The organism is Halobacillus campisalis, from assembly GCF_030345335.1.
Classification (GTDB): domain Bacteria; phylum Bacillota; class Bacilli; order Bacillales; family Halobacillaceae; genus Halobacillus_A; species Halobacillus_A campisalis.
The window spans coordinates 103,411-125,393 of sequence record NZ_JAPVRC010000003.1 but is presented as its reverse complement, the minus strand read 5'-3'; the positions used below and the strand labels follow the sequence as shown (position 1 = coordinate 125,393).

16 protein-coding genes are annotated in these 21,983 nt (G+C 41.2%); 8 read left to right on the top strand and 8 right to left on the bottom strand.

Going from position 1 to position 21,983, the window contains the following annotated elements; translation table 11 throughout:
* Nucleotides 1-179 precede the first annotated feature (179 nt).
* From gltB to O2Q26_RS08060, 4 genes are all read left to right on the top strand, one after another.
* Complete coding sequence (gene gltB / locus O2Q26_RS08075) at nucleotides 180-4,763, top strand: glutamate synthase large subunit (RefSeq protein WP_289215433.1); 4,584 nt, start codon at nucleotides 180-182, stop codon at nucleotides 4,761-4,763.
* 24 nt (nucleotides 4,764-4,787) lie between these two features.
* A complete protein-coding gene (locus tag O2Q26_RS08070; RefSeq protein ID WP_253934859.1) occupies nucleotides 4,788-6,275 on the top strand; it encodes a glutamate synthase subunit beta in 1,488 nt (495 codons plus the stop codon).
* A 357-nt stretch (nucleotides 6,276-6,632) separates the two neighbouring features.
* Nucleotides 6,633-8,162, top strand: a complete 1,530-nt coding sequence (locus O2Q26_RS08065) for a BCCT family transporter (protein WP_289215432.1) — start codon at nucleotides 6,633-6,635, stop codon at nucleotides 8,160-8,162.
* 464 nt (nucleotides 8,163-8,626) lie between these two features.
* A complete protein-coding gene (locus O2Q26_RS08060) occupies nucleotides 8,627-9,976 on the top strand; it encodes a dipeptidase (RefSeq protein WP_289215431.1) in 1,350 nt (449 codons plus the stop codon).
* Here O2Q26_RS08060 and O2Q26_RS08055 read toward each other — a convergent pair whose 3' ends face one another.
* Nucleotides 9,977-10,114 (bottom strand): hypothetical protein, encoded by a 138-nt coding sequence (locus O2Q26_RS08055; RefSeq protein ID WP_253934862.1) that lies wholly within the window; start codon nucleotides 10,112-10,114, stop codon nucleotides 9,977-9,979. It abuts the gene before it with no gap.
* Nucleotides 10,115-10,211: 97 nt separating this feature from the next.
* Nucleotides 10,212-11,225 carry an LLM class flavin-dependent oxidoreductase gene (locus tag O2Q26_RS08050; protein ID WP_289215430.1) on the bottom strand — a complete coding sequence of 338 codons (1,014 nt, stop codon included), beginning with the start codon at nucleotides 11,223-11,225 and terminating at the stop codon, nucleotides 10,212-10,214.
* A gap of 388 nt (nucleotides 11,226-11,613) precedes the next feature.
* Here O2Q26_RS08050 and O2Q26_RS08045 point away from each other — a divergent pair, with 388 nt between their 5' ends.
* The 3 genes from O2Q26_RS08045 to O2Q26_RS08035 all read left to right on the top strand — a co-directional run bounded on the left by O2Q26_RS08045 (nucleotide 11,614) and on the right by O2Q26_RS08035 (nucleotide 15,202).
* The gene (locus tag O2Q26_RS08045; protein ID WP_289215429.1) at nucleotides 11,614-12,807 is read left to right on the top strand and encodes a class I SAM-dependent rRNA methyltransferase; all 1,194 of its coding nucleotides are present in this window, start codon (nucleotides 11,614-11,616) and stop codon (nucleotides 12,805-12,807) included.
* 613 nt (nucleotides 12,808-13,420) lie between these two features.
* On the top strand, nucleotides 13,421-14,605 hold the full coding sequence (locus O2Q26_RS08040) for a ParM/StbA family protein (protein WP_253934865.1): 1,185 nt from the start codon (nucleotides 13,421-13,423) through the stop codon (nucleotides 14,603-14,605).
* A gap of 9 nt (nucleotides 14,606-14,614) precedes the next feature.
* Nucleotides 14,615-15,202 carry a hypothetical protein gene (locus tag O2Q26_RS08035; RefSeq protein ID WP_289215428.1) on the top strand — a complete coding sequence of 196 codons (588 nt, stop codon included), beginning with the start codon at nucleotides 14,615-14,617 and terminating at the stop codon, nucleotides 15,200-15,202.
* A gap of 66 nt (nucleotides 15,203-15,268) precedes the next feature.
* Here O2Q26_RS08035 and O2Q26_RS08030 read toward each other — a convergent pair whose 3' ends face one another.
* From O2Q26_RS08030 to O2Q26_RS08015, 4 genes are all read right to left on the bottom strand, one after another.
* Nucleotides 15,269-15,517 (bottom strand): DNA alkylation repair protein, encoded by a 249-nt coding sequence (locus O2Q26_RS08030; protein ID WP_253934867.1) that lies wholly within the window; start codon nucleotides 15,515-15,517, stop codon nucleotides 15,269-15,271.
* A gap of 155 nt (nucleotides 15,518-15,672) precedes the next feature.
* The gene (locus O2Q26_RS08025) at nucleotides 15,673-16,002 is read right to left on the bottom strand and encodes a winged helix-turn-helix transcriptional regulator (RefSeq protein ID WP_289215427.1); all 330 of its coding nucleotides are present in this window, start codon (nucleotides 16,000-16,002) and stop codon (nucleotides 15,673-15,675) included.
* 923 nt (nucleotides 16,003-16,925) lie between these two features.
* Entirely contained in the window at nucleotides 16,926-18,059 is a 1,134-nt protein-coding gene (locus O2Q26_RS08020) for a CapA family protein (protein ID WP_289215426.1), read from the bottom strand.
* A gap of 158 nt (nucleotides 18,060-18,217) precedes the next feature.
* The gene (locus O2Q26_RS08015) at nucleotides 18,218-18,673 is read right to left on the bottom strand and encodes a DinB family protein (RefSeq protein ID WP_289215425.1); all 456 of its coding nucleotides are present in this window, start codon (nucleotides 18,671-18,673) and stop codon (nucleotides 18,218-18,220) included.
* Nucleotides 18,674-18,935: 262 nt separating this feature from the next.
* Between O2Q26_RS08015 and O2Q26_RS08010 the strand changes: the two genes are divergently transcribed.
* The gene (locus O2Q26_RS08010; RefSeq protein ID WP_289215424.1) at nucleotides 18,936-20,849 is read left to right on the top strand and encodes an LTA synthase family protein; all 1,914 of its coding nucleotides are present in this window, start codon (nucleotides 18,936-18,938) and stop codon (nucleotides 20,847-20,849) included.
* Between the two features lie 50 nt (nucleotides 20,850-20,899).
* Here O2Q26_RS08010 and O2Q26_RS08005 read toward each other — a convergent pair whose 3' ends face one another.
* Both O2Q26_RS08005 and O2Q26_RS08000 read right to left on the bottom strand, forming a co-directional pair.
* On the bottom strand, nucleotides 20,900-21,676 hold the full coding sequence (locus tag O2Q26_RS08005) for a sulfite exporter TauE/SafE family protein (protein WP_289215423.1): 777 nt from the start codon (nucleotides 21,674-21,676) through the stop codon (nucleotides 20,900-20,902).
* A 52-nt stretch (nucleotides 21,677-21,728) separates the two neighbouring features.
* The gene (locus O2Q26_RS08000; protein WP_289215422.1) at nucleotides 21,729-21,956 is read right to left on the bottom strand and encodes a sulfurtransferase TusA family protein; all 228 of its coding nucleotides are present in this window, start codon (nucleotides 21,954-21,956) and stop codon (nucleotides 21,729-21,731) included.
* Nucleotides 21,957-21,983 lie beyond the last annotated feature (27 nt).

Sequence of the window (21,983 nt, the reverse complement as noted above, 5' to 3'; positions counted from 1 at the left end):
TCAAACAATATATATAAATATCAGAATTATCAGATTATTAACTCAAAAACGCTCTATTAGAGGGTTTGGAGCGTGAAATGTACCTTCCTTCATGCTATACTTATATGAAACTGAAAAAAACAGAATTTTGTCACTTTTGCGTAGAGACTTCAATGATTAGTAAATGAGGGGGAACAAATATGCAAAAAAACGGATATCCGATTCCTCAAGGGTTGTATCACCCTGACAACGAGCATGAAGCTTGTGGGATAGGAATGCTAGCAAATATTAATGGAACAAAATCACATAGTATTGTTGAGAACGCTATTACAATCCTTTGTAATTTAGAACACCGTGGCGGCCAGGCGGCTGATATCAGCACAGGAGATGGTGCAGGAATTTTAACACAGATTCCTCATTACTTTTTTGAGAAACAGTGCGAGAAAGAAGATATCGAACTTCCGCCAGAAGGTGAATACGGCATCGGAATGGTGTTTTTGCCCGAAGATCACGAAGCTCGTATGCATTGTAAACAGTTGTTCGAAAAAATCGTCAAGGAGGAAGGCCAGAATTTCTTAGGCTGGCGTACCGTTCCTATTAACGATTCTTTTGTAGGAAACGATGCGAAAAAAACGAAACCATTCATCCGTCAGGCGTTTATAGCACCAGCAGAAGGCATTAAAACGAAGATGGACCTTGAACGTCGTTTATACATTATCCGTAAGCGTGCAGAAATTGAAATTGCTGGAGGAGAAGGATACGACGATTTTTATTTCAGCAGTCTTTCCTCCAGTACGATTGTATATAAAGGAATGCTTATTCCAGAACAGTTAGACTCTTTCTACATTGATTTGAACCATCCGGATTTCAAGACCGCGTTAGCGCTCGTCCACTCTCGCTTTAGTACAAACACTTTTCCAAGCTGGAAAAGGTCTCACCCGAACCGCTATACGATCCACAACGGAGAGTTCAATACATTGCGAGGTAACGTGAACTGGATGAGAGCAAGACAGGAGTTGTGTGAATCAAAGCATTTCAGCGACGAAGATTTGCAAAAGCTTCTGCCTGTCATCGACTCTAACGGCAGTGACTCCTCCATGTTCGATAATGCTTTTGAGTTCCTATACCTTTCTGGACGTTCACTTGCTCATTCAGCAATGATGATGGTACCGGAGCCATGGGCCAATGATGACTCTATCCACCCTAAGAAGAAAGACTTCTATGAATATCATAGCTGTTTGATGGAGCCTTGGGATGGCCCTGCTGCCCTTGCGTATACAGATGGTAAGCAGGTTGGAGCTTGTCTTGACCGTAATGGTCTGCGCCCAGCTCGTTATTATGTGACGAAGGATGGCATGATCGTCCTTGGTTCTGAGGTGGGAGCCCTGGATATTTTTGCGGATGATATTCTGTATAAAGATCGTCTACATCCAGGGAAAATGCTGTTAGTCGACCTTGAAAAAGGTGAAATTATTCCTGATGAAGAGATTAAACTAGAAATCGCCAACCAGGAGCCTTATGGTGAATGGTTAAAAGAATATAAGATGGATTTAGAAGACTTACCGAAACCAAAATCAAAACCAGACCATACAATAGACAGCCTTCTCGACCAACAGTTGGCATTCGGTTATACAACAGAAGAGCTAAATAAAATTTTAAAGCCGCTTGTTTCAGGTGGTAAGGATCCTGTCGGTTCTATGGGATACGACTCACCTTTGGCCGTCTTATCGAAAAAGCCGCAGTTGCTTTACAGCTACTTCAAGCAGCTTTTCGCCCAGGTTACAAACCCGCCGATCGATGCTATCCGAGAAAAGATCATCACAATGGTAGAAACGACGATTGGGTCCGAGGGGAACCTTGTGGAGCCTCAGCCTGACAGCTGTCGGAAAATACGTTTGCAAACTCCAGTATTAAGAGATGACCAACTGGAAACGCTGCGTCAGCAAAATGTAGAGGGTTTTCAATCCCAAACTCTATCGATTCTATTTGCAGCTGAAGAAGGCTCAAATAAAATGGAGGCGGCTCTCGACGAAGTGTTCAAAAAAGCTGATGAAGAAGTTGAGAAAGGAACGACTTTACTCATCCTATCGGACCGTGGAGTAGACCGTGATCATGCTGCCATTCCTGCTTTATTAGCGGTGTCAGGTCTCCACCACCATTTAATTCGTCAAGGAACTCGTACGAAAGTCAGTATTCTTCTGGAATCAGCAGAACCACGCGAAGTCCACCATTTTGCAACACTGCTTGGATATGGTGCTGAAGGTATTAATCCTTATTTAGCGTATGAGTCAATAAATGATTTGATCGAGAAAGGTGATCTGGAGGTTGAATCGCTTGATGTAGCGGTCAATCGCTTTGTTAACGCAGTAACAGATGGGGTTATCAAGGTGCTTTCTAAAATGGGAATCTCTACGATTCAGAGTTACCGAGGTGCGCAGATTTTTGAAGCGGTCGGTATCCACCCTGAGGTCATTGACCGCTATTTCACTCGGACAGCTTCCCGATTAGGTGGAATCGGTCTTGATATCATTGAAAAAGAAGTACTCATGCGACACTACAACGCGTATGGAGATGAACGGAAGAGCGTGAAAACGCTGGATCCCGGGGATGATTACCAATATCGTGCCAATGGCGAGGATCATCAGTATAATCCGAAAACGATTCATACGTTACAGCATGCGTGCCGTACAAATGACTATAATCTCTTCCAGGAGTATTCTAAACTGCTGACTGATGAAACAAATAACCTGCAGTCATTGCGTGGATTGATATCCTTTAAGAAGCGTGACTCGATCCCGTTGGATGAAGTAGAATCTGTCGAAGACATTTGTCAACGTTTCAAGACAGGGGCTATGTCCTACGGCTCTATCAGTCAGGAGTCTCATGAAGCACTGGCTATAGCCATGAACCGTGTAGGCGGGCGGAGTAATACAGGAGAAGGCGGAGAGGACACTGACCGTTTTACTCCTGACGAAAATGGAGACTCCCGCCGAAGTTCTATAAAACAGGTGGCATCTGGACGGTTTGGAGTAACGAGCCATTATCTTGTCAATGCCGATGAAATCCAAATCAAGATTGCGCAGGGAGCTAAGCCAGGGGAAGGCGGACATCTCCCAGGGAAGAAAGTTTATCCTTGGATTGCCGAAGTTCGAGGATCGACCACCGGTGTAGAGTTGATTTCCCCGCCTCCTCACCATGACATCTATTCGATCGAGGATTTGGCAGAGCTCATTCATAACTTGAAAAATGCCAACCCAAGAGCGCGAGTGAGCGTGAAGCTCGTATCGGCTGTCGGTGTAGGTACGATTGCCGCTGGTGTAGCAAAAGGACGGGCTGACCTTGTTCTGATCAGTGGCTATGATGGAGGTACTGGTGCAGCACCTCGTACAAGTTTGAAGCATACAGGTCTTCCGTGGGAAATAGGCCTGGCGGAAACTCATCAAACCCTGCTTTTGAATCGACTTCGTGATCGTATCGTCGTTGAAACAGATGGGAAAATGATGACAGGCCGGGATGTAGTTGTAGCTACATTGCTTGGTGCTGAAGAATATGGATTCTCAACCGCACCATTAGTCGTACTTGGCTGCGTTATGATGCGAGTGTGCCATTTAAATACTTGTCCTGTCGGAATAGCTACTCAAGATCCTGAACTTAGGAAGAAATATGCCGGAGACCCTGAGCATGTAGCCAATTTTATGAGGTTTGTTGCACAAGAGGCGCGTGAACTTATGGCTGAGTTAGGTTTCCGTACGATAAATGAAATGATTGGCCGTACAGATATTCTTGAAGCCAATGAAAATGTTGATCACTGGAAAGCAAAAGGTGTAGATTTGTCTGCCCTGCTTTACAAACCAGAAGTGGCGGAAGATGTCGGCCGTTACGCAACGAAAGAACAAAATCATGGGTTAGATAAAACAATTGACAACGAAGAGCTCATTCCTCTATGTAAAGATGCCCTGGAAAAAGGCGAGAAAGTCACAGCCACAGGCTCAATTAGAAACATCCACCGTGTCACAGGTACAATTTTGGGCAGTGAAATCACTCGCCGATACGGTGAAAAAGGATTGGATGAAGATACGGTAAGTCTTACGTTTAAAGGCTCAGCTGGCCAGAGCTTCGGCGCTTTTATTCCTAAAGGAATGACTCTCCGATTAATTGGAGATGCCAATGACTATGTAGGAAAAGGGTTGTCCGGAGGGAAAATTATAGTTCATCCATCTAAGAAGTCGACCTTTATTCCGGAAGACAACACGATTGTAGGTAACGTTTCCTTTTACGGAGCTTCCGATGGTAAAGCGTTCGTAAATGGCCTTGCAGGAGAACGGTTCTGCGTAAGAAATAGTGGAGCTGAAGTAGTTGTCGAAGGAGTAGGAGACCACGGGTGTGAATATATGACTGGCGGTAAAGTTGTGGTGTTAGGAGCTACAGGCCGTAACTTTGCTGCAGGAATGTCAGGCGGAGTCGCCTACGTTCTGGATGAAGCCGATGAATTTGACCGCAAATGTAACAAGGAGCTTGTCCTTGTAGATCCATTAGAAGATGATCAGGAAATAACAGAGCTCTATCATATGATTCAACAACATGTCGACTATACGAACAGCCCGAAAGGCAAGCGTATTCTCGATGATTGGGAAAATAGCGTGCCAATGTTCAAGCGTGTCATTCCTGAAGCTTATTATGATATGCAGCAAAGAATCAAAGTCCTTAAAGAGAGCGGATTAGATAAATTTGACGCTGAAATGGCGGCGTTTGATGAAAGTACGAAAGAACCAGTGAAAGCCTAATCAATTACAACAGGAGGGGATCTGATGGGAAAGCCGACTGGTTTTATGGAGTACAACAGGCAAACACTAAAAGAACGTGATCCTGCCGAACGTACAAAAGATTGGAATGATTATACTCTCCCCCTATCTGAGGAGGAAGTACAGATGCAAGGGGCGCGCTGCATGGACTGTGGCGTTCCAACTTGCCAAACAGGGATGGAAGTGAATAGATCGACCACAGGGTGTCCGGTCTATCACTTAATTCCTGAGTGGAATGATCTAGTTTATCGAGGTCAGTGGAAAGAAGCACTGAAAAAAGAACATGAAATGAACAATTTCCCTGAATTTACAGGGTTCGCATGTCCAGCACCATGTGAAGGGGCTTGTGTTCTCGGGATCAATGAACCTCCGGTAGCGATTCGGACGGTAGAACGTTCCATTATTGAAAAAGGGTTTGAGAATGGATGGGTCAAGCCTGAGCCTCCTAAATCCCGTACAGGTAAAAAAGTGGCTGTTGTAGGATCAGGGCCAGCTGGCCTTGCTACAGCTGCCCAATTGAACAAAGCTGGACACTGGGTGACAGTGTATGAACGAAACGACCGAATCGGCGGACTGCTTACTTACGGCATCCCGGAAATGAAGCTTCCTTACTCCGTCGTCCAGCGTCGAGTAGATATTTTGAAACAAGAGGGAATTCAGTTTTTCACAAACATTGAAGTCGGCCGTCATTACCCAGTTTCAAGACTTCGTGAAGAATTTGACTCCGTGATTCTATGTGGGGGTGCAACCGTCCATCGTAATATCGAAGCTGAAGGAAGAAGTCTTAAAGGGATACACTATGCTATGGACTTTCTTCACTCGAATACGAGAAGCTTACTGGACTCTAACCATGAAGACGGAAACTATATTTCTGCAAAAGACAAAGATGTCATCGTAATCGGTGGTGGAGATACAGGCACTGATTGTCTGGCTACGTCTGTCAGACACGATTGCAAGAGCCTTACACAGTTCGATATTTACGATAAGAAAGCCGAGGAACGTGATGATTTGACGAACCCTTGGCCGCAATACCCTATCGTTCACCGTGTCGAGTATGGCCATAATGAAGCTGATGCGAAACTTGGTAGAGACCCTCGTGCTTATGCTGTTATGACAAAGCGTTTCGTCGGCGATGAGAACGGACGTGTCAAAGAGGTGCATACAGTAAATGTGGAATTAGTTTTTGATGAAAAAGGAAACCGTTCACGCCGTGAGATTCCTGGAACAGAAAAAGTTTGGAAGGCGGATCTCGTATTGTTGGCCATCGGTTTTAGCGGTCCAGACCAGGATTTAATTCAAAAGCTTGGTGTGGAAACAACAGAACGATCCAATGTAAAAGCTGAATATGGGAAGTATGATACCAACATTGATGGTGTATTTGCAGCAGGAGATATGCGAAGAGGACAAAGTTTGATCGTCTGGGCAATTAATGAAGGACGAGAAGCTGCTCGCGAATGTGACCGTTACTTAATGGGGTCCACTGTACTTCCATAAGATGAGAACTAGACCTCCTATAGGTCTAGTTCTTTTTAATGATTTTAAATAATATATTAGAAAAGTGAAGTTTTGAGTATATTTCCTGTTTCGACAGCTGATAAATAAGGTATGTAATTAGTAACAAAGTGAAGAGAGGTGTCCATTCATGTTAAGAACAATCCTTATGATTATTGGAGCTATTGTAGTTATCAGCTTTATTATTTCACTGCTATAATAAAATTCATATTATGAAACTCATCCTGAAGAAGGATGAGTTTTTTTTATTTCTCACAATAGAATTTTGTCGAATTTGTTTATAAATTGTTATTTGGGGAAAGTGAAAATGAATTGGAAATTTTTTGTTGAGGTGAAGTAATGAAAAACGTAACTGCGGTATTTTGGCTATCACTTATTGTATGCGGGCTTGTTGTAGTATGGGGAGGTACAGCGCCCTCGCAATTACAAACTTTAACAGCAGAGACCACATCTTTTTTCTCTGATAAATTTGGGTGGTATTATTTATTGATTGTAGTGGTTATGCTTGCATTTTGTACATATTTGATTTTTTCAAAATTAGGCAAAATTAAATTAGGGAAAGCTGATGATGTCCCTGAATTCAGTCTCCCGAGTTGGTTCGCTATGCTGTTCAGTGCAGGAATGGGGATGGGACTTGTTTTTTGGACGACCGCTGAACCAGCTTCTCACGCTTTTCTATCAACTCCGGGGGCAGAAGCCGGGTCAGACACTGCGATCAAGGAAGCTCTCCAATATTCTTTCTTCCACTGGGGTGTTCATGCCTGGGCTGTATACGGAGTAGTCGCTTTAGCTTTAGCGTATTTTAAATTTCATAAGGGATCGAAAGGTTTGATCAGCGCAACGCTCATACCTGTTTTTGGAGAGAAAAGCATGAACGGAGTACCTGGTAAGTTAATTGACTCTCTCGCTGTCATTGCTACTGTAGTTGGAGTGGCGTCTACTTTAGGGTTCGGTTCTGCCCAAATCAAAGAAGGGTTAGTGTTCTTATTTGATTGGCCGGATACGTTCAGCTTGCAGATGATTGTATTAGTCACCGCTACCGTACTATTTATTTTTTCTGCCTGGACTGGTATTAGTAAAGGAATTAAGTATTTAAGTAATATAAATATGGGGCTGGCATTCGTGCTGATGTTGATGCTCTTCATCGTGGGTCCTACGATACTCATCCTGAACATGTTTACGACAACATTAGGCGGATATATGACAGACTTCTTCAATATGAGCTTCCAGTTGGAACCGCTAGACGATGAGAATCGCACCTGGATTAACAACTGGACGATTTTCTACTGGGCATGGTGGATTTCCTGGTCCCCATTTGTCGGAATATTCATCGCCCGGATATCGAAAGGCCGTACGATTAAAGAATTCATGCTGGGTGTACTGCTAGTACCTTCCATAGTGTGCTTTATCTTCTTTGCCGTGTTTGGCGTGTCTGCTTTGGATCTGGAACAGAATGGAATTGTAGCCATTTCGGAATTTCCTATGGAAACGGCAACATTTGGTATGCTTGAACATTATTCGCTCGGTTTCTTGATGTCTATCATTACAATTTTCGTAGTGGCCATATTTTTCATTACCTCGGCAGACTCCGCAACATTTGTGTTAGGGATGTTGAGTACAGATGGATCAATAGAGCCTCACAATTCTGTGAAAATCATCTGGGGAATCGTACTATCGTCTATGGCTGCAAGTGTTGTTTATTTCGGGGGTACCGCAGCCCTGCAAAATGTATTGATCATTGCAGCCTTACCTTTTTCCGTAGTAGTTCTCTTGATGGGGGCTTCTTTCTTTAAGGCTGCACGGCAGGAAACTGCACCAGCAAGAAAATTAATAAAGAACAAGCGTCAAAATATAGAGACATCTAAATAATTTGGAAACTCATCAGCCGGTGCTGGTGAGTTTTTTTATTTTGCTTATAGTATGGGATATATGAGAATTCCATAGGAAATAAGAGAATATAAAAAATATATTTACATTAGTAGAAAATTTGGTATTATATAAGAGGATTTAATGAAATATTGAAGAATTTGATCGAGGAAGGGGACTTTGGCTTATGCTGACATCTCTTTATGTGTTGTCTTTAACTATTCTTCTCACTTTTTTAGTTTTAGCAGCCGCAGACAAAATCCAGTCATTTCGCAAAAAGCGAAAGACAGTGGCGCAGCCATCACACCAAGTTACACCTGTACTAGAAGTAAATCAGCAAAACTGATTGTATATAGAATAGGTTAAGAAACTCTTTGGGCATTGCTCAAAGAGTTTTTTTGTCGAATTAAAGAGCTCCTAAAAACTTTGATACAATAGAAATAACCGCACGTAAGGAGGAATTATTAATGAAACAAGAAATTAATCTACATAAAAATGAATTTTTGGAAGAGCTGATGGAGTTTCTCCGTATTCCTAGTATTTCTGCTTTATTAGAATATAAGAACGAAGTGAATAGGGGGGCTGAGTGGTTAAAAGCTTCACTTATAAAAGCGGGATTAGAGAACGCAGAAGTGATCGAAACGGATGGTCACCCCATTGTGTATGCTGACTGGCTCCATGCAGAAGGTCAGCAGACGGTTCTCGTCTATGGACATTATGACGTACAGCCAGCTGATCCACTGGAGTTATGGGACACGTCTCCATTCGACCCTGTAATCAGAGACGAGAAAATTTTTGCTCGAGGAGCCACAGATGATAAAGGACAACTATTTATTCATTTAAAGGCTGTTGAACTGTTAATGGAGAAGCACGGTACTCTGCCAGTGAACATCAAATTCTGCATAGAGGGAGAAGAAGAGATCGCTAGCCCGAACCTTGCTCCGTTCATACATGAACAAACCGATAAATTAGCGGCGGATACTGTCCTCATTTCCGATACTTCGTTTATAGAAAAAGGTCTGCCGGCCATTTGTACTTCTTTACGAGGGGCTCTCGCTCTTGAGTTGCAGCTGGAAACTGCAAACACAGACCTCCATTCTGGATCATATGGCGGGGGAGTACCGAATGCAGTACATTCTCTCGTCCGTTTATTGAACTCCTTTCACAATGAAAAAGGTGAAGTAGCTGTTGAAAACTTCTATAAAGGCGTCCCAGAGCTTACTGATGAGCTTAGGGAAGAGGTAGGTAATATTCCCTTTGATGAAGAGAAAACAAAGAGAGAGCTTGGCTTAGATGCTTTATACGGGGAAGAAGGATTCAGTTTTCAAGAACGTACAGGTATTCGGCCGACTTTAGAAATCAACGGTATAGGAGGAGGCTTCCAGGGAGAAGGGTTGAAAACGATTGTACCTAGTAAATCAGAAGCTAAGATTAGCTGCCGCCTGGTAGGTGATCAGGACCCTCAGGAGATATACCGTTTAATTGAAAAGCACATCGAAGTGAACACCCCAGTTGGGAGCCGGGTGAGTTTAAACCAGCTTGTTCATGCAAATCCGGTATCCATTGATTCCACCCATCCTGATTTGCAAAAAGCAGCGGATGCTTATGAGAAAGTATACGGTGTTCGTCCTCTATTCCCTAAAGAAGGGGGCTCAATTCCTATTGTTGAAGTTTTTGCCCGAGTTTTGGGTGCGCCTGTGGTATTGATGGGGTTTGGCTTGAATTCTGAGAACCTGCATGCCCCAAATGAGCATTTTCATATCGAAAACTTCACTAACGGTATAGAAACGGTGTGTGAGTACTTACAAAGTTTATAATCAAGATTCTTTCTCTTCTTTGTATGCACATATCGTGCATAAGAGAGAGCGGTCATGAGTAATGACGCCGTCTAAAAATCCATCCTTACAATAGACGGTTTTTCCGCAAGATACGCATGGACCAACCGGTTCTTCCATTATGATCGCCTCCAGTATAGTAAGTTCACTACTATTAAAATATTGGGATGAGTCTCTGAATTATAAACAAACCCAGCGGCAACCGCTGGGTTTATATTTATGAATTCATGATATCGGCTACAATTTCGTACGAACGTACTCTAGCACCATGATCATAAATTTGAGAGATTACCATTATTTCATCTGCTTGTGTGTCGGCAACAAATGTTTCTAGTTCTTTTCTGACTTTATCGGGTCCGCCAATGATAGAGGATCCTAGCTGTTGCTGAAGAGCATGCTTTTCGTGCTCCATCCAAATATCATCCATGTTCTCTACAGGGGGCTGGAGAAGCATGTTTGTATTGCGTACAAGGTTCAGGAATTGTTGATATAAAGAAGTAGCGAGACGCTCCGCTTCTTCGTCAGTATCGGCTGCAATTATATTTACGCCCAGCATAGCATGTGGTTCACTCAAAGTAGATGATGCTGTAAAGTTACGGCGGTATAAGTCTAGTGCACCCATTGTATTATTAGGTGAAAAGTGACTTGCAAATGAAAAAGGCAACCCTAATTGGCCAGCCAATTGAGCGCTGAAGCCACTTGATCCTAACAGCCAAATGGGAACATTCAGACCTTCACCAGGAACAGCACGCACACTACGGATTCCTGTAGAGAGAGTAGGGTCGAAGTAGCCTCTCAGTTCATCCAATTGAGCTGGAAAGTTATTAGCGTCTCCGTCCTTATTGCGTCGAAGGGCATAGGCTGTGGTCTGGTCAGTCCCTGGTGCACGGCCCAGTCCTAAATCAATACGGCCGGGAAATAATGTTTCCAAAGTACCAAATTGCTCAGCAATCACTAAAGGTGCATGGTTCGGCAGCATGATTCCCCCTGCCCCTACTCGGATAGTTGAGGTGTGGTGGGCAATATGGCTGATCGCTACAGAGGTGGCCGAGCTGGCAATGAACGGCATATTATGGTGTTCGGCCATCCAATACCTGGTGAACCCCATCTTCTCTACATTTTGTGCTAAATTTACACTGTTTGCGAATGACTCTGCCGGACTCCCGCCTTCTATAACAGGTGCTAAATCTAGTACGGAGTAATCTATATCTTTTAATTGTTTGTCTGACATATGAACATCTTCCTTTATTAAACATTTAATTCAAATCCATAGTAACAATTTTATTTCGGGACACAAAGGAATCTGCTTGTTTCCTGTTTATCGAGGCCTGACAAACGCAAAGAAGTCAAGGAAGTTGTAAGACTCCTAAGGAGTGACAGCACTGGTGAGATCCCTCGAGGAAGTTCACCCTGCGCCTATGGAAAGCGTAACTTCCCCTTACTTACAGCTCCAATCCTAGGAACTGAATCCGTCTCAAAGCTATGTCTTAGGAGAAGTAAACTTTTACGAAACGATAAATGGGGAGACTAAAAAAAGCTTTCTTTTAAAAGAATGGGCCCTTGCGTATCGGGATATATAACCTTACTATGATAACAAATGATAAAGACAGGGGATTCAAATGAAAAATGAAGTAACAGTGACTTTAAAAAACAAGGTTATAAAAAAATTCAAGAGTGGATATCCATTAGTTCAAAAGTCTTTTGTAGAGTCTACCCATATGTTGAAGCATGAAGGAACGATAATGAACCTTGTCGACAACAATGGTGATTTTATAGGAAAGGGCTACTACGGTTCTCAAAATAAAGGAATTGGGTGGGTGTTGAGCCAACGGCCAGAGGAAGAGATAGACCATTCCTTTTTTGAGAAGCGGATAAAGAAGGCCATACATGGCCGCAACGGCTTCTACAAAGATACAGATACTACGGCTTTTAGAGTGTTCAATGGAGAAGGCGATGGCATCGGCGGTTTCACGATCGATTATTTTGCAGGCTATTACCTAATCAATTTTTACAGTGAGGGAATTTACTCTTTCAGGTCGTTAATCCTTGAGTCTTTGCAAAAGTTAGTAGAATATACGGCTATTTATGAGAAGAAAAGATTTGGTAAGCAAGGACAGTATATAGAAGAAGATGAATTTGTAGCAGGAGAACGTGGTGACTTCCCGGTTATTGTGAAGGAGAATGGTGTAAACTTTGCTGTTTACTTAAATGAAGGCGCGATGGTCGGTGTGTTTCTTGATCAACGAGAAGTACGAAAGAAAATTCGTGACGAATACGCTGAGGGACAAAGTGTTTTGAATATGTTTTCTTATACTGGTGCCTTCTCGGTGTTTGCTGCTTTAGGCGGAGCCAGCCACACCACAAGCGTTGACCTTGCGAACCGGAGTTATGCTAAAACAATTGAAAACTTTAGTCTGAATGGGATTGATTTTGAGGCGCATGACATTGTAGTAGAGGATGTTTTTCAATACTTCAAATACGCCAAACGGAAAAATAAGCTGTTTGATCTTATCGTTCTTGATCCTCCTAGTTTTGCAAGGTCAAAGAAAACGTTGTTTAAAGCTGAAAAAGATTATACTAATTTGTTGAAAGAAACGATTGCTATAACGGAAAAAAGAGGAACGATTGTCGCTTCAACAAATTGCAGTACTTTTAATATGAAGAAGTTCAAATCATTTGTGGACACTGCTTTTAAGGAAATGAATGTAAAGTTTAGAATTGAGTGGGAGTATTCTCTGCCTCAAGATTACAAAACACTCCCAGAATATGCAGAGGGTAATTATTTAAAGGTGTTATTCATAAGGCTTTTATAATCCATATGATCGAGAAGACCATTGTTGTAGTCTATCGATAAAGGCAGGTTGCAGTCTTAAACCACTTACTAACCAAGTTAATTGAAAAAATTGTAAAAAAGACCGTAAAATTACGGTCTTTTTTTATTGGAACCTCATTTAACCCTTTTTAAAGCCTCTCTCCCTCTTTTTCTACTGTTTTAATCCTACGTCCCTCGCAACCTATATTCTTCTCTTTATATTAGCTCTATTTAATCTAATTTTGTTCTCTTTACTAATTTTATACTAGATTTGTTTATTAATTTCTCTTTTATCAATTTGCATACAAAAATGTTTATACGTATACATTAATGTTTACACGTACACAAAAAGTATTTACTCTGCAATCATTCTAGTATACTTGTGCACTTAAATGTTTACTTGCACACGAAAGTGTACACATATTGTTTTAGAGCCATGCAAACATTAAAGAAAACAAGTATACAATAAAGAATACATGTAAACAAAAAAGTGTTAATTGTATACGTAAATGAATACGAAAATAGTCACATTGACTATTATCACCATATCTAATATGTTTAATAAGGAAGCTAGTAATCTAGCAAATTTCTTTCTAAAAGGAGAATTCAATTAAATGACAAAATCAAGAATTGCTGCTGTAGATGTAGGGAACGATGCAGTGAAAGCCAACTTCGGAAAATTAGAATCTGAACTTTATATACCTAACGTAATGGCGAGGGACGTCGAGGATCGTCCCGTTATCGGAATAGAAGATCTGGATGAAAAAGATCCTTTAGATAACTTGCATATTCGTCTTCACTCACCAGCGCTTCAAGAGAATAACGCTATTTATCGTGTAGGGAATTTAGCAACTAAAAGCGATAATTCTACGGAGCTGGATCCTGGAAGCAGTAAATCGGAGGAAGACCAAACATTAGTCATGCTGTTTGCTTCCCTTGCAATGGATGCTGTACAAGGAAATGATTCAACTGTGGAAAGAAACAATGTAATTGAAGCTAATTACACTTTAGGTACAGGTCTGCCTCTTCGCGAAGTGAAAGAAGGTAAAGATGTAGGTTACCGTTCTCAACTGCTAGGTTCTGTTCACCAGGTTGAATTCCTTGTAACTCCGCAGTATCAAGGTAAAAAAGTAAATATTAAATTTGATGAAGTAAAAGTTTACCCAGAAGGCTTCGCAGCTTACGTAAACTTAGTAATGGATAACAACCTGAATGTGATTAATAAAGATCTTATTGATAAGCAAATCCTTATTCAGGACATTGGCGGTCTCTCAACTGATATCGCAGTAATCCGAAATCGTAATGTCGATGATGATAAAGCACAAGGTTTCAACCTTGGAGTTGCAGAATCACTGGAACAAATCCGCGATGAAATTCTTACAAAACATGGCGTGCAATTGGATAGCCGCCGTGATGTAGTAGATATCATTACAAGAAAAAATGACAGACACCACATCATGGTTAAAGGGAGCAGAACGAGCGTTCATGATATTACGGACCGAATCCTTCTTGAGCTAGCTAAAAAAGAGTACCGTTTCCTAAGAAATGTATGGCAGAAGAACTCTCAGGCGGAAATCTGCTATTTCGTGGGCGGAGGTTCCGCTGTATTAAAAGAGTATATTAAAACATTGAACAATAAGCTTGATGGCTTTAACATAGACTTCTTTGAAGATGAAAATGAAAGTATTTGGATGATGGCCAATGCTTATTACAAGTTGATCTCAGATTTTGAGAGAAAATCCCATTCGAACAAAAGAAGAGAAGAAAAGAAAGAAAAAGAAAAAGCTCAATCTAAATAAGGTGATTAAATGAGCAATTCTAAGAAAGGTGTGGAGAGGGGGCAGTCCATTACATTTCGTGTCCCTTCTGATACGCCTGATCACTTATTAAAGCAATTAACGGCACTTAAAGAGAAGGAACGAAGGAATTTCTCAAGCAGAATCGCTCAATTTGTGATGGATGGTGTCAGTCAGTCTCTATCAAAAGACAAGGAGACGGTTACGATACCTCTGCCCCGCCAACTTACAAAGGAACAACGAAGTTGGATGAAGCATGAACACTCAGAAGCATTAATGGGAAGCATTATCTATCAGCTTATGAGTGACCCGACAAGAGCGATGACATTACTGGCATCTCTTAACAGTAATTCTGTAAATATTGATGAGGCTCTCTATCTCCAGGAGGAAGCTGCAGCGAGCGAGGAAGCAGGTTCGTCTTATGAAAATGAGGACAGGGAAGCCCCTCAGCGAACAGTTGTAAGCAGCAGTGATAACGATTTGGATGATTTGAATTTAGACAGTCTTCAAGGTGACTTGAGAAGTTTTCCGGAAGAAGACCAACAACAAGAGGAAGAAGAAGACCCTCTCGGAGACTTCTTTTCTAGTATGAATAAATAAGAGAACCCCCTGGCCGCTGTGGTCAGGGGGTTCAAAATTACGGGCTTAGTTTTAGAAAAATACGGACTAGCTTAAGGGGTTATGTTCAGCGAAGCGCTGAAAAGAGATTTCGTCTTCGATTAATCCACAAGCACCACATTGGACTTTATACTCAGGTCCTTTGTAGTCGACGTGGTAAACAGCCAGCTGATCAGAGCTGCATTCTGAAATCATTTCACCTGAACGCGGATCGACTTTGATTGACCTCGACACTTGTTTAATCATATTGAACCTTGATCGATTGGTTTTACAGTTTGGGCATAAATAGGGTTTCATTAAACTCGCTTCCTTTTCATAAAGTAATTAGTTATCTACTATTATGTAACTATTAATAGGAATTTATGAGCTGAATCCAATAATTTTTTAATAAAATCATGTCGGTATTTCCCAGGAAATATCAAAAAAGACCCTAGAGGGGCCTTTTTATAGATCTATTGAACTTTAGAATCTTCTTCTAAAGTCACCCAATCATGAGACCATTTCTCAACACTGCTCATAACTGGCTTTAATGACTCGCCTTTTTCGGTTAAAGAATACTCAATACGGACGGGGGTTTCGGGAAAGACTTCGCGTTTAACTAAGCCTTCTTTTTCCATTTCTTTTAAACGGTCCGACAACACTTTACCACTTATCCCTATAGATGATTCTATACTTCTAAAACGCTGGCTGCCTTCTAACAGCTTATGAATAATAAGACCTGTCCAACGTTGACTTAGGATTCCTATTGCCTTTTCAAAGCGAGGACATACAGTTTTATCCATAGTAATCACTCCTGCATTTAATATATCACATTTGAACAGGTTATTAAATGAATTAAAATTACTTACTTACAAAAAGAAATCGTATATATCACCTAATAATCATCACTATACTTACCCCACTTCTTATAGCGTAGGCTAAATTGAATTTCCCCGTTACTTATTGATATAAGCTCCCTATTTTTGAACACTCAGTTTCGAGACAAAGTGGGAGCTTAGGGGCGGAAGGAAACGGTTCGCTTTCCGTGGGGTGGGTGCTGAGCCTCCACGAACTTCGCTCTCCGGGGTCTCACCTGTCCCGCTCATCCCACAGGAGTCTCACCGTTTCCTTCCGCCCCTCTGCCAAATAAGTATCTCGAAACCACTTCAAGAAAAAGAATACATTTGTTGATTTTCATAATAGGTGTCCTATGTTAAAACCTTGGCGTAAAGAGCTACCTTCTCACTAAGCGGGCATATAGAAGAGCCTCTTTCTAAATTAAAGGGTTCGTTTCTCATCTCTATCGAATGGGCTGGTTGGGAAGCTGGGGGACTCCTTTTTTAAAAGCGCAAGCGCTTTGGTCAGCGGCGTATGGACTGGACTGAGCTGGCGGAGATAAAGGAAACACAAAGAACGAAGTGATTCGATGTTGACTTATCGTACAGAAGTGAAGGAAGTCTCAGTAGCCGCTAAGCGCTGGAGCTGGATAGCAACCTAACAGATTTATGAAATAATTTACGCGCTGTATTTATAAGAGGGTAAGAGGTCGGAGAAGGAGGTAGGCAAGGATTTCACAGGACCTTAGCCTTAGTAAGCTCGCCAGATCCCCCACAGGAAAGCAAGTAGCTTCCCAACCACTCCTGACTCTGAACCTTAGTTATCTTGAAATCAAATCTTCAACAATCCTGCCAAATTGTTGTACAGAATTTCTTATGCAAAATGCCTGCTATTTTGAAATAAACTCAAGCTCCGGCATCCATTGAGAAAGGTGTTGCTCATACCCTTTTATGATTTCTTTGTAATCAGGTAATACACTCTCGTTTAGTTCATGCATCGGTAACACTTCGTAAGCGTGTGGTCCTTCTGAGCTGACATAGGTGAGCATGAAACGTGGGGAATCTACTATAACTTCTCCCTCGATTTCAGACATATCAAATTTTATAATGCCCCCCACACGCTTTTCGAAGGCCTCCTGACCTGAGAAAAAATTCCCCAGGGAATAAACAGCAAGCATTCTGTGTCCATCTTTTCCTTCCACCCAATCAATAGGCTGCAAGACATGAGGATGATGGCCAATTACTACGTCCACACCTGAATCTGCAGCAAATTTCATTAATTCTTTTTGTTCTTCGTTTGGAAGAGGCTCGTACTCATCCCCGGCGTGAAGGTTCATGATTATGGCTTCGCTTTGAGAATGTGCTTGTTCAATATCACTTTTCATCTGGTTTATATCGATTAAATTTACAAGATGCGATTTCCCTTCAGGAACAGGGATGCCATTCGTGCCATATGTATAGCTTAAAAAGGAGACATCAATTCCCTGTTCGGTTTCTATGGTTCGCAATTGTTGTTGGTCTTCTTTGCTTTCATATGCTCCTGTGTAGACCATATCAATTTGATTCCAATGTTCTATAGCATTGAGAACAGCTTTTTCTCCACGGTCTAAAGTGTGGTTGTTTGCAAGAGCAACCACGTCGATGCCTAACTCTTTTAAAGCATCGCCTATTTCTGTCGGAGAGTTGAACGAAGGGTAACTTGACAAACCTATTTCCTCTCCACCAATCATGGTTTCCTGGTTAGCTATAGACAGAGTAGTATCTGATAAATATGGTTTTACACTATTTAACATAGGCATGAAATCATAGCCATCATTTGTCTTGGCGTCTTCATATACGCGATCATGAATTAAAATATCTCCTATTGCAGAAAAACTGATAGTGGAAAGCATGTCACCTTTTTCATGGAGATATACATTCGATTGCGGGGAATAGGAGACTTCTTTTTCATCGGAAGGATTTTCTTGAGAGAGAGAACAAGCACTCATAAGGATTAAAATGATCAAAGTGAATATGTATTTCATGAATTTCATCACTCCTAAATTAAAGTTCGGCTCAAAATGGAAGATATGTTTTAATTCAATTTAGCTCTTATTATATCAGGAGTAAGATAGTAATTCTATATTACGAACAACGTAAAAATAAATACACTGCCGACTAAATCAGCAGTGTATTCTGAAGGTTAGCTTTTGATATAGAGAGGCAGCTCTGTATGCCCCATTTCACGAACATAGACGAATAAGTTTCCTTTATGATGAATCTCGTGCTCAACTGCAATCGTAAGAAGCTGTCCCGCAGACACCTCTTTACCGAAAATCTGACTTACGTCAATCATCTGTTCAAAATCTTCGTCTGATAGAGAGCTGATCAACTTGACTGTTTCTTCGGTATATACATCAGCCCGTTTTACGAGATCCGAAGTATCTCCTTCACCGAATAATTTCTCAGGCTGCTGCTTATTAGCAAAACGAGCGAAAGAATACATAGATTCAAGTATATGATTGACTAATTTTTCAGCTTCCATTGAAGTGGGGGTTGGTTTGAAGCTGTAATGTTCAGAATCAATTTTAGAAATCAATTCTTTCGTAACTTCACGGTGAGACAAGAAATGGTCGATAAAATGCGCATTTTTACTCATACGTCTCCTCCTTTAAATTATATCTTTCATTTCTAAAAGTATATTCCTTTATCAAATTGGTCAAATAGAAGGGGCTGCAGTGCTAAAAGTGCTGATCAGGTCCATTCTACTGGGTGTAGGTAAATATAACCAATGTTAAGTGACAAAAATTCGAACATTTGATTACAAATATTTCATTTTGATAAAATACAGAAGTTTTGAGTTCAAATTTAAGGGGATATAAGGTAAAATAAATGAGTGCAAAATTAACGGAGGTTTTACAATGTTTACAAAAACTAAAAGTAAAAAGAACAATAACCCCTTGAACAAATGGCTCATTTATGCTGCGGTGATTGCTATATTCTGGTTGAAAATGTACTTCATACAAGGGAGCATTTTTACACTTGATGTAGAAAATGCCAATGAAGCTGCCATTTTAGCGTTCAACCCGCTAAGCAGTATTTTCCTGCTCTTTGGATTGGGCATATTATTGGCTGGACGGAAAGGCTTGTTAGCTACGTATATTTTTGGATCCGTCTTACTGTATGTAAATGTATTGTTCTATCGTGAATATAATGATTTCATTACGATTCCTATGCTGGGACAAGTGGCTAACCTTGCCGGTCTAGGAAGCAGTATTACGAACATCCTATCGCTCACTGATGTCTTTCTATTTGTGGATGTTTTTGCGGCAGTTTTTCTATTATTCTATTTAAAGCCTACTCGTTTTCAAAGTTTCATGCCGAAACGAAGAGAAGGTTTTGTGCTGGCTGTCATTGCGATTCCTCTGTTTTTAGCGAACTTGGCTTGGGCCGAGACAGAGCGTACCGACCTGCTTGAACGTGCGTTCGACCGTAATATGCTGGTTAAATACATCGGGGTCATCAACTATCACGTGTATGACATCGTATTACAGGGTCAAACAGAAATGAAAAAAACATTTGCTGACAGCAATGAATTAGTTCCTGCTTTAAACTATCTGAATGAAAATAAAACCGAACCTAACAGCGAAATGACAGGAGTTGCTGAAGGGAAGAACGTAATTGCGTTGTCTCTTGAAAGTACCCAGACCTTTGTCGTAGATAATGAAGTGAATGGAGAAGAGCTTACTCCTTATTTCAATGACCTGAAAGAAGAAGGAGCCTACTTTAATAACTTCTACCACCAGGTGAAGCAAGGACGTACATCAGACTCAGAGTTCATTTTGGACAACTCCATGTATGGTCTGAATCGTGGAGCTGCTTTCTTTACTCACTCTGGAAATGAGTACGAAGCAACCCCTGAAGTGTTAGGAGAAAATGGATATACTTCTACAAACATGCATGCTAACGATAAATCGTTTTGGAATCGAAATGTCATGTATGACTCGCTTGGATACGATGAGTTTTATTCAAAAGAAGATTATGATGTAACCGAAGAAAAATCTTATGGATGGGGATACTTGGATGAGTATTTCTTCAGTGACTCTTTAGATAAAATGGAAGAACTGGAGCAGCCATTTTACAACAAGATGATTACACTGACGAACCACCACCCATTTACGCTTCCTGAGGACAAGAAATATATTGAGGAAGGCGATACGTCAAGCGGAACGTTAAACCGTTTCTTCCAGACGATACGCTACCAGGACGAAGCGTTGAAACAGTTCGTTGAAGACTTTAAAGAGTCAGACCTTTATGACGATACCGTTCTAGTCATCTATGGTGATCACTTCGGTATTTCCGAAAACCACCAGCAGGCTATGGGAGAGTACTTGGACAAAGATATTAATGAATATGAACAGTTTCAGCTGCAACGTGTCCCTCTTCTCATGATTGGCGAAGGTATTGAACCACAGGAGAATGACACGGTCGGAGGACAGATTGATCTGCGGCCTACGATTATGAACCTTCTAGGAGTAGAAGATGATAATCCGGTTCAATTTGGTCAGGATTTATTCAGTGAAGATCGCCGTGAAATGATGATTACACGTGATGGCGATTTTGCAAGTGATGAATATGTAGGTGTAAAAGGAAGCTGCTTTGATAGGGAAACTGGTGAAGAAGTAGAAGGCAGTGCCTGTGAACCTGGATTTGAGCAAGCTGAAGAAGAATTAGGATTATCGGATTCAATCGTTTATGGAGATCTGCTCAGATACCTTGATGAAACGGAAATGATTGAAGAAGAAATGAATGAAACAGGACAGCAAGAAGATTAGTAGAAAGCCCTCCACCTATCAGGTGGAGGGCTTTTTTTGGGTTTATTTGCTTAAATGATATCCAGCCAAATTTTTATGGTGGTTGCTAAAATGAGTACAGCTAGAATGGTTTGAAGTGCTTTAGTATTCATAACTTTTCCTGTTTTAGCACCGAGTGGAGCTGCTATCAAACTTGCGACGATCATTATGCCAGCTGCCATGTAATCGACTTGCCCTGTAGTGACTTTACCTATTGTGGCTCCTATAGAGGAAATCAATGTAATGGCTAATGAGGAAGCGATTGTCATCCTGGTTGGTATTTTCAACACGACAAGCATAATAGGAACTAATAAGAATGCACCGGCTGCTCCTACAATTCCTGCTCCTATCCCAACAATGAGGGCAAGGATAGCTGCCAGCCATTTGTTGAAGCTGACCTGATCAAACGGTATATCGTCAATCCCTTTTTTAGGCACAAACATCATCACAGCTGCTGTTAAAGCTAATAATCCATAGACGAGATTGATACCATCCTCCGGCATAAATCGTGAGCCGTAACCACCGATGAAACTGCCTATTAAAATGCTGACCCCCATGTAAGTGATCAAATTCTTATTTAGGTAACCACCTTTGCGATAGGCCCACACACCACCGATCGTAGCGAAAAATACTTGAACGGCGCTTATACCTGATACTTCATGGGCAGTAAAAGCCGTAAAACCAACTAGTGATGGGATGTAAAGAAGCATAGGGTACTTAATGATTGATCCGCCGATCCCTAACATTCCGGAAACGTAAGATCCTATAAAACCAATAAGAAATACAGTAATAATTAGTCCAAATTCCATAATTCTGAGTCAACTCCTTAAAAAAGGGAACCTCCTAGGCTCCCTTAAATTTTCACCCTTTTTGTATCCAAAATTTCAGTACATCATTTTCTTCCTCGTCTTTTAAGAACTCATGGCCTCCAGATTTCGCCCATGCGGCAAGGTCACTTTTAGCTCCTTTATCTGTTGCGTGGATTTCTAAAATGTCTCCTGTTTCAAGTTCTTTCATTTCTTTTTTTGTTTTTACAATCGGCATTGGACAAGCTAATCCCTTTGCATCTAATACTTTTGTTGAATTCATTTATAATTCCTCCTGTAATTTTAGTAT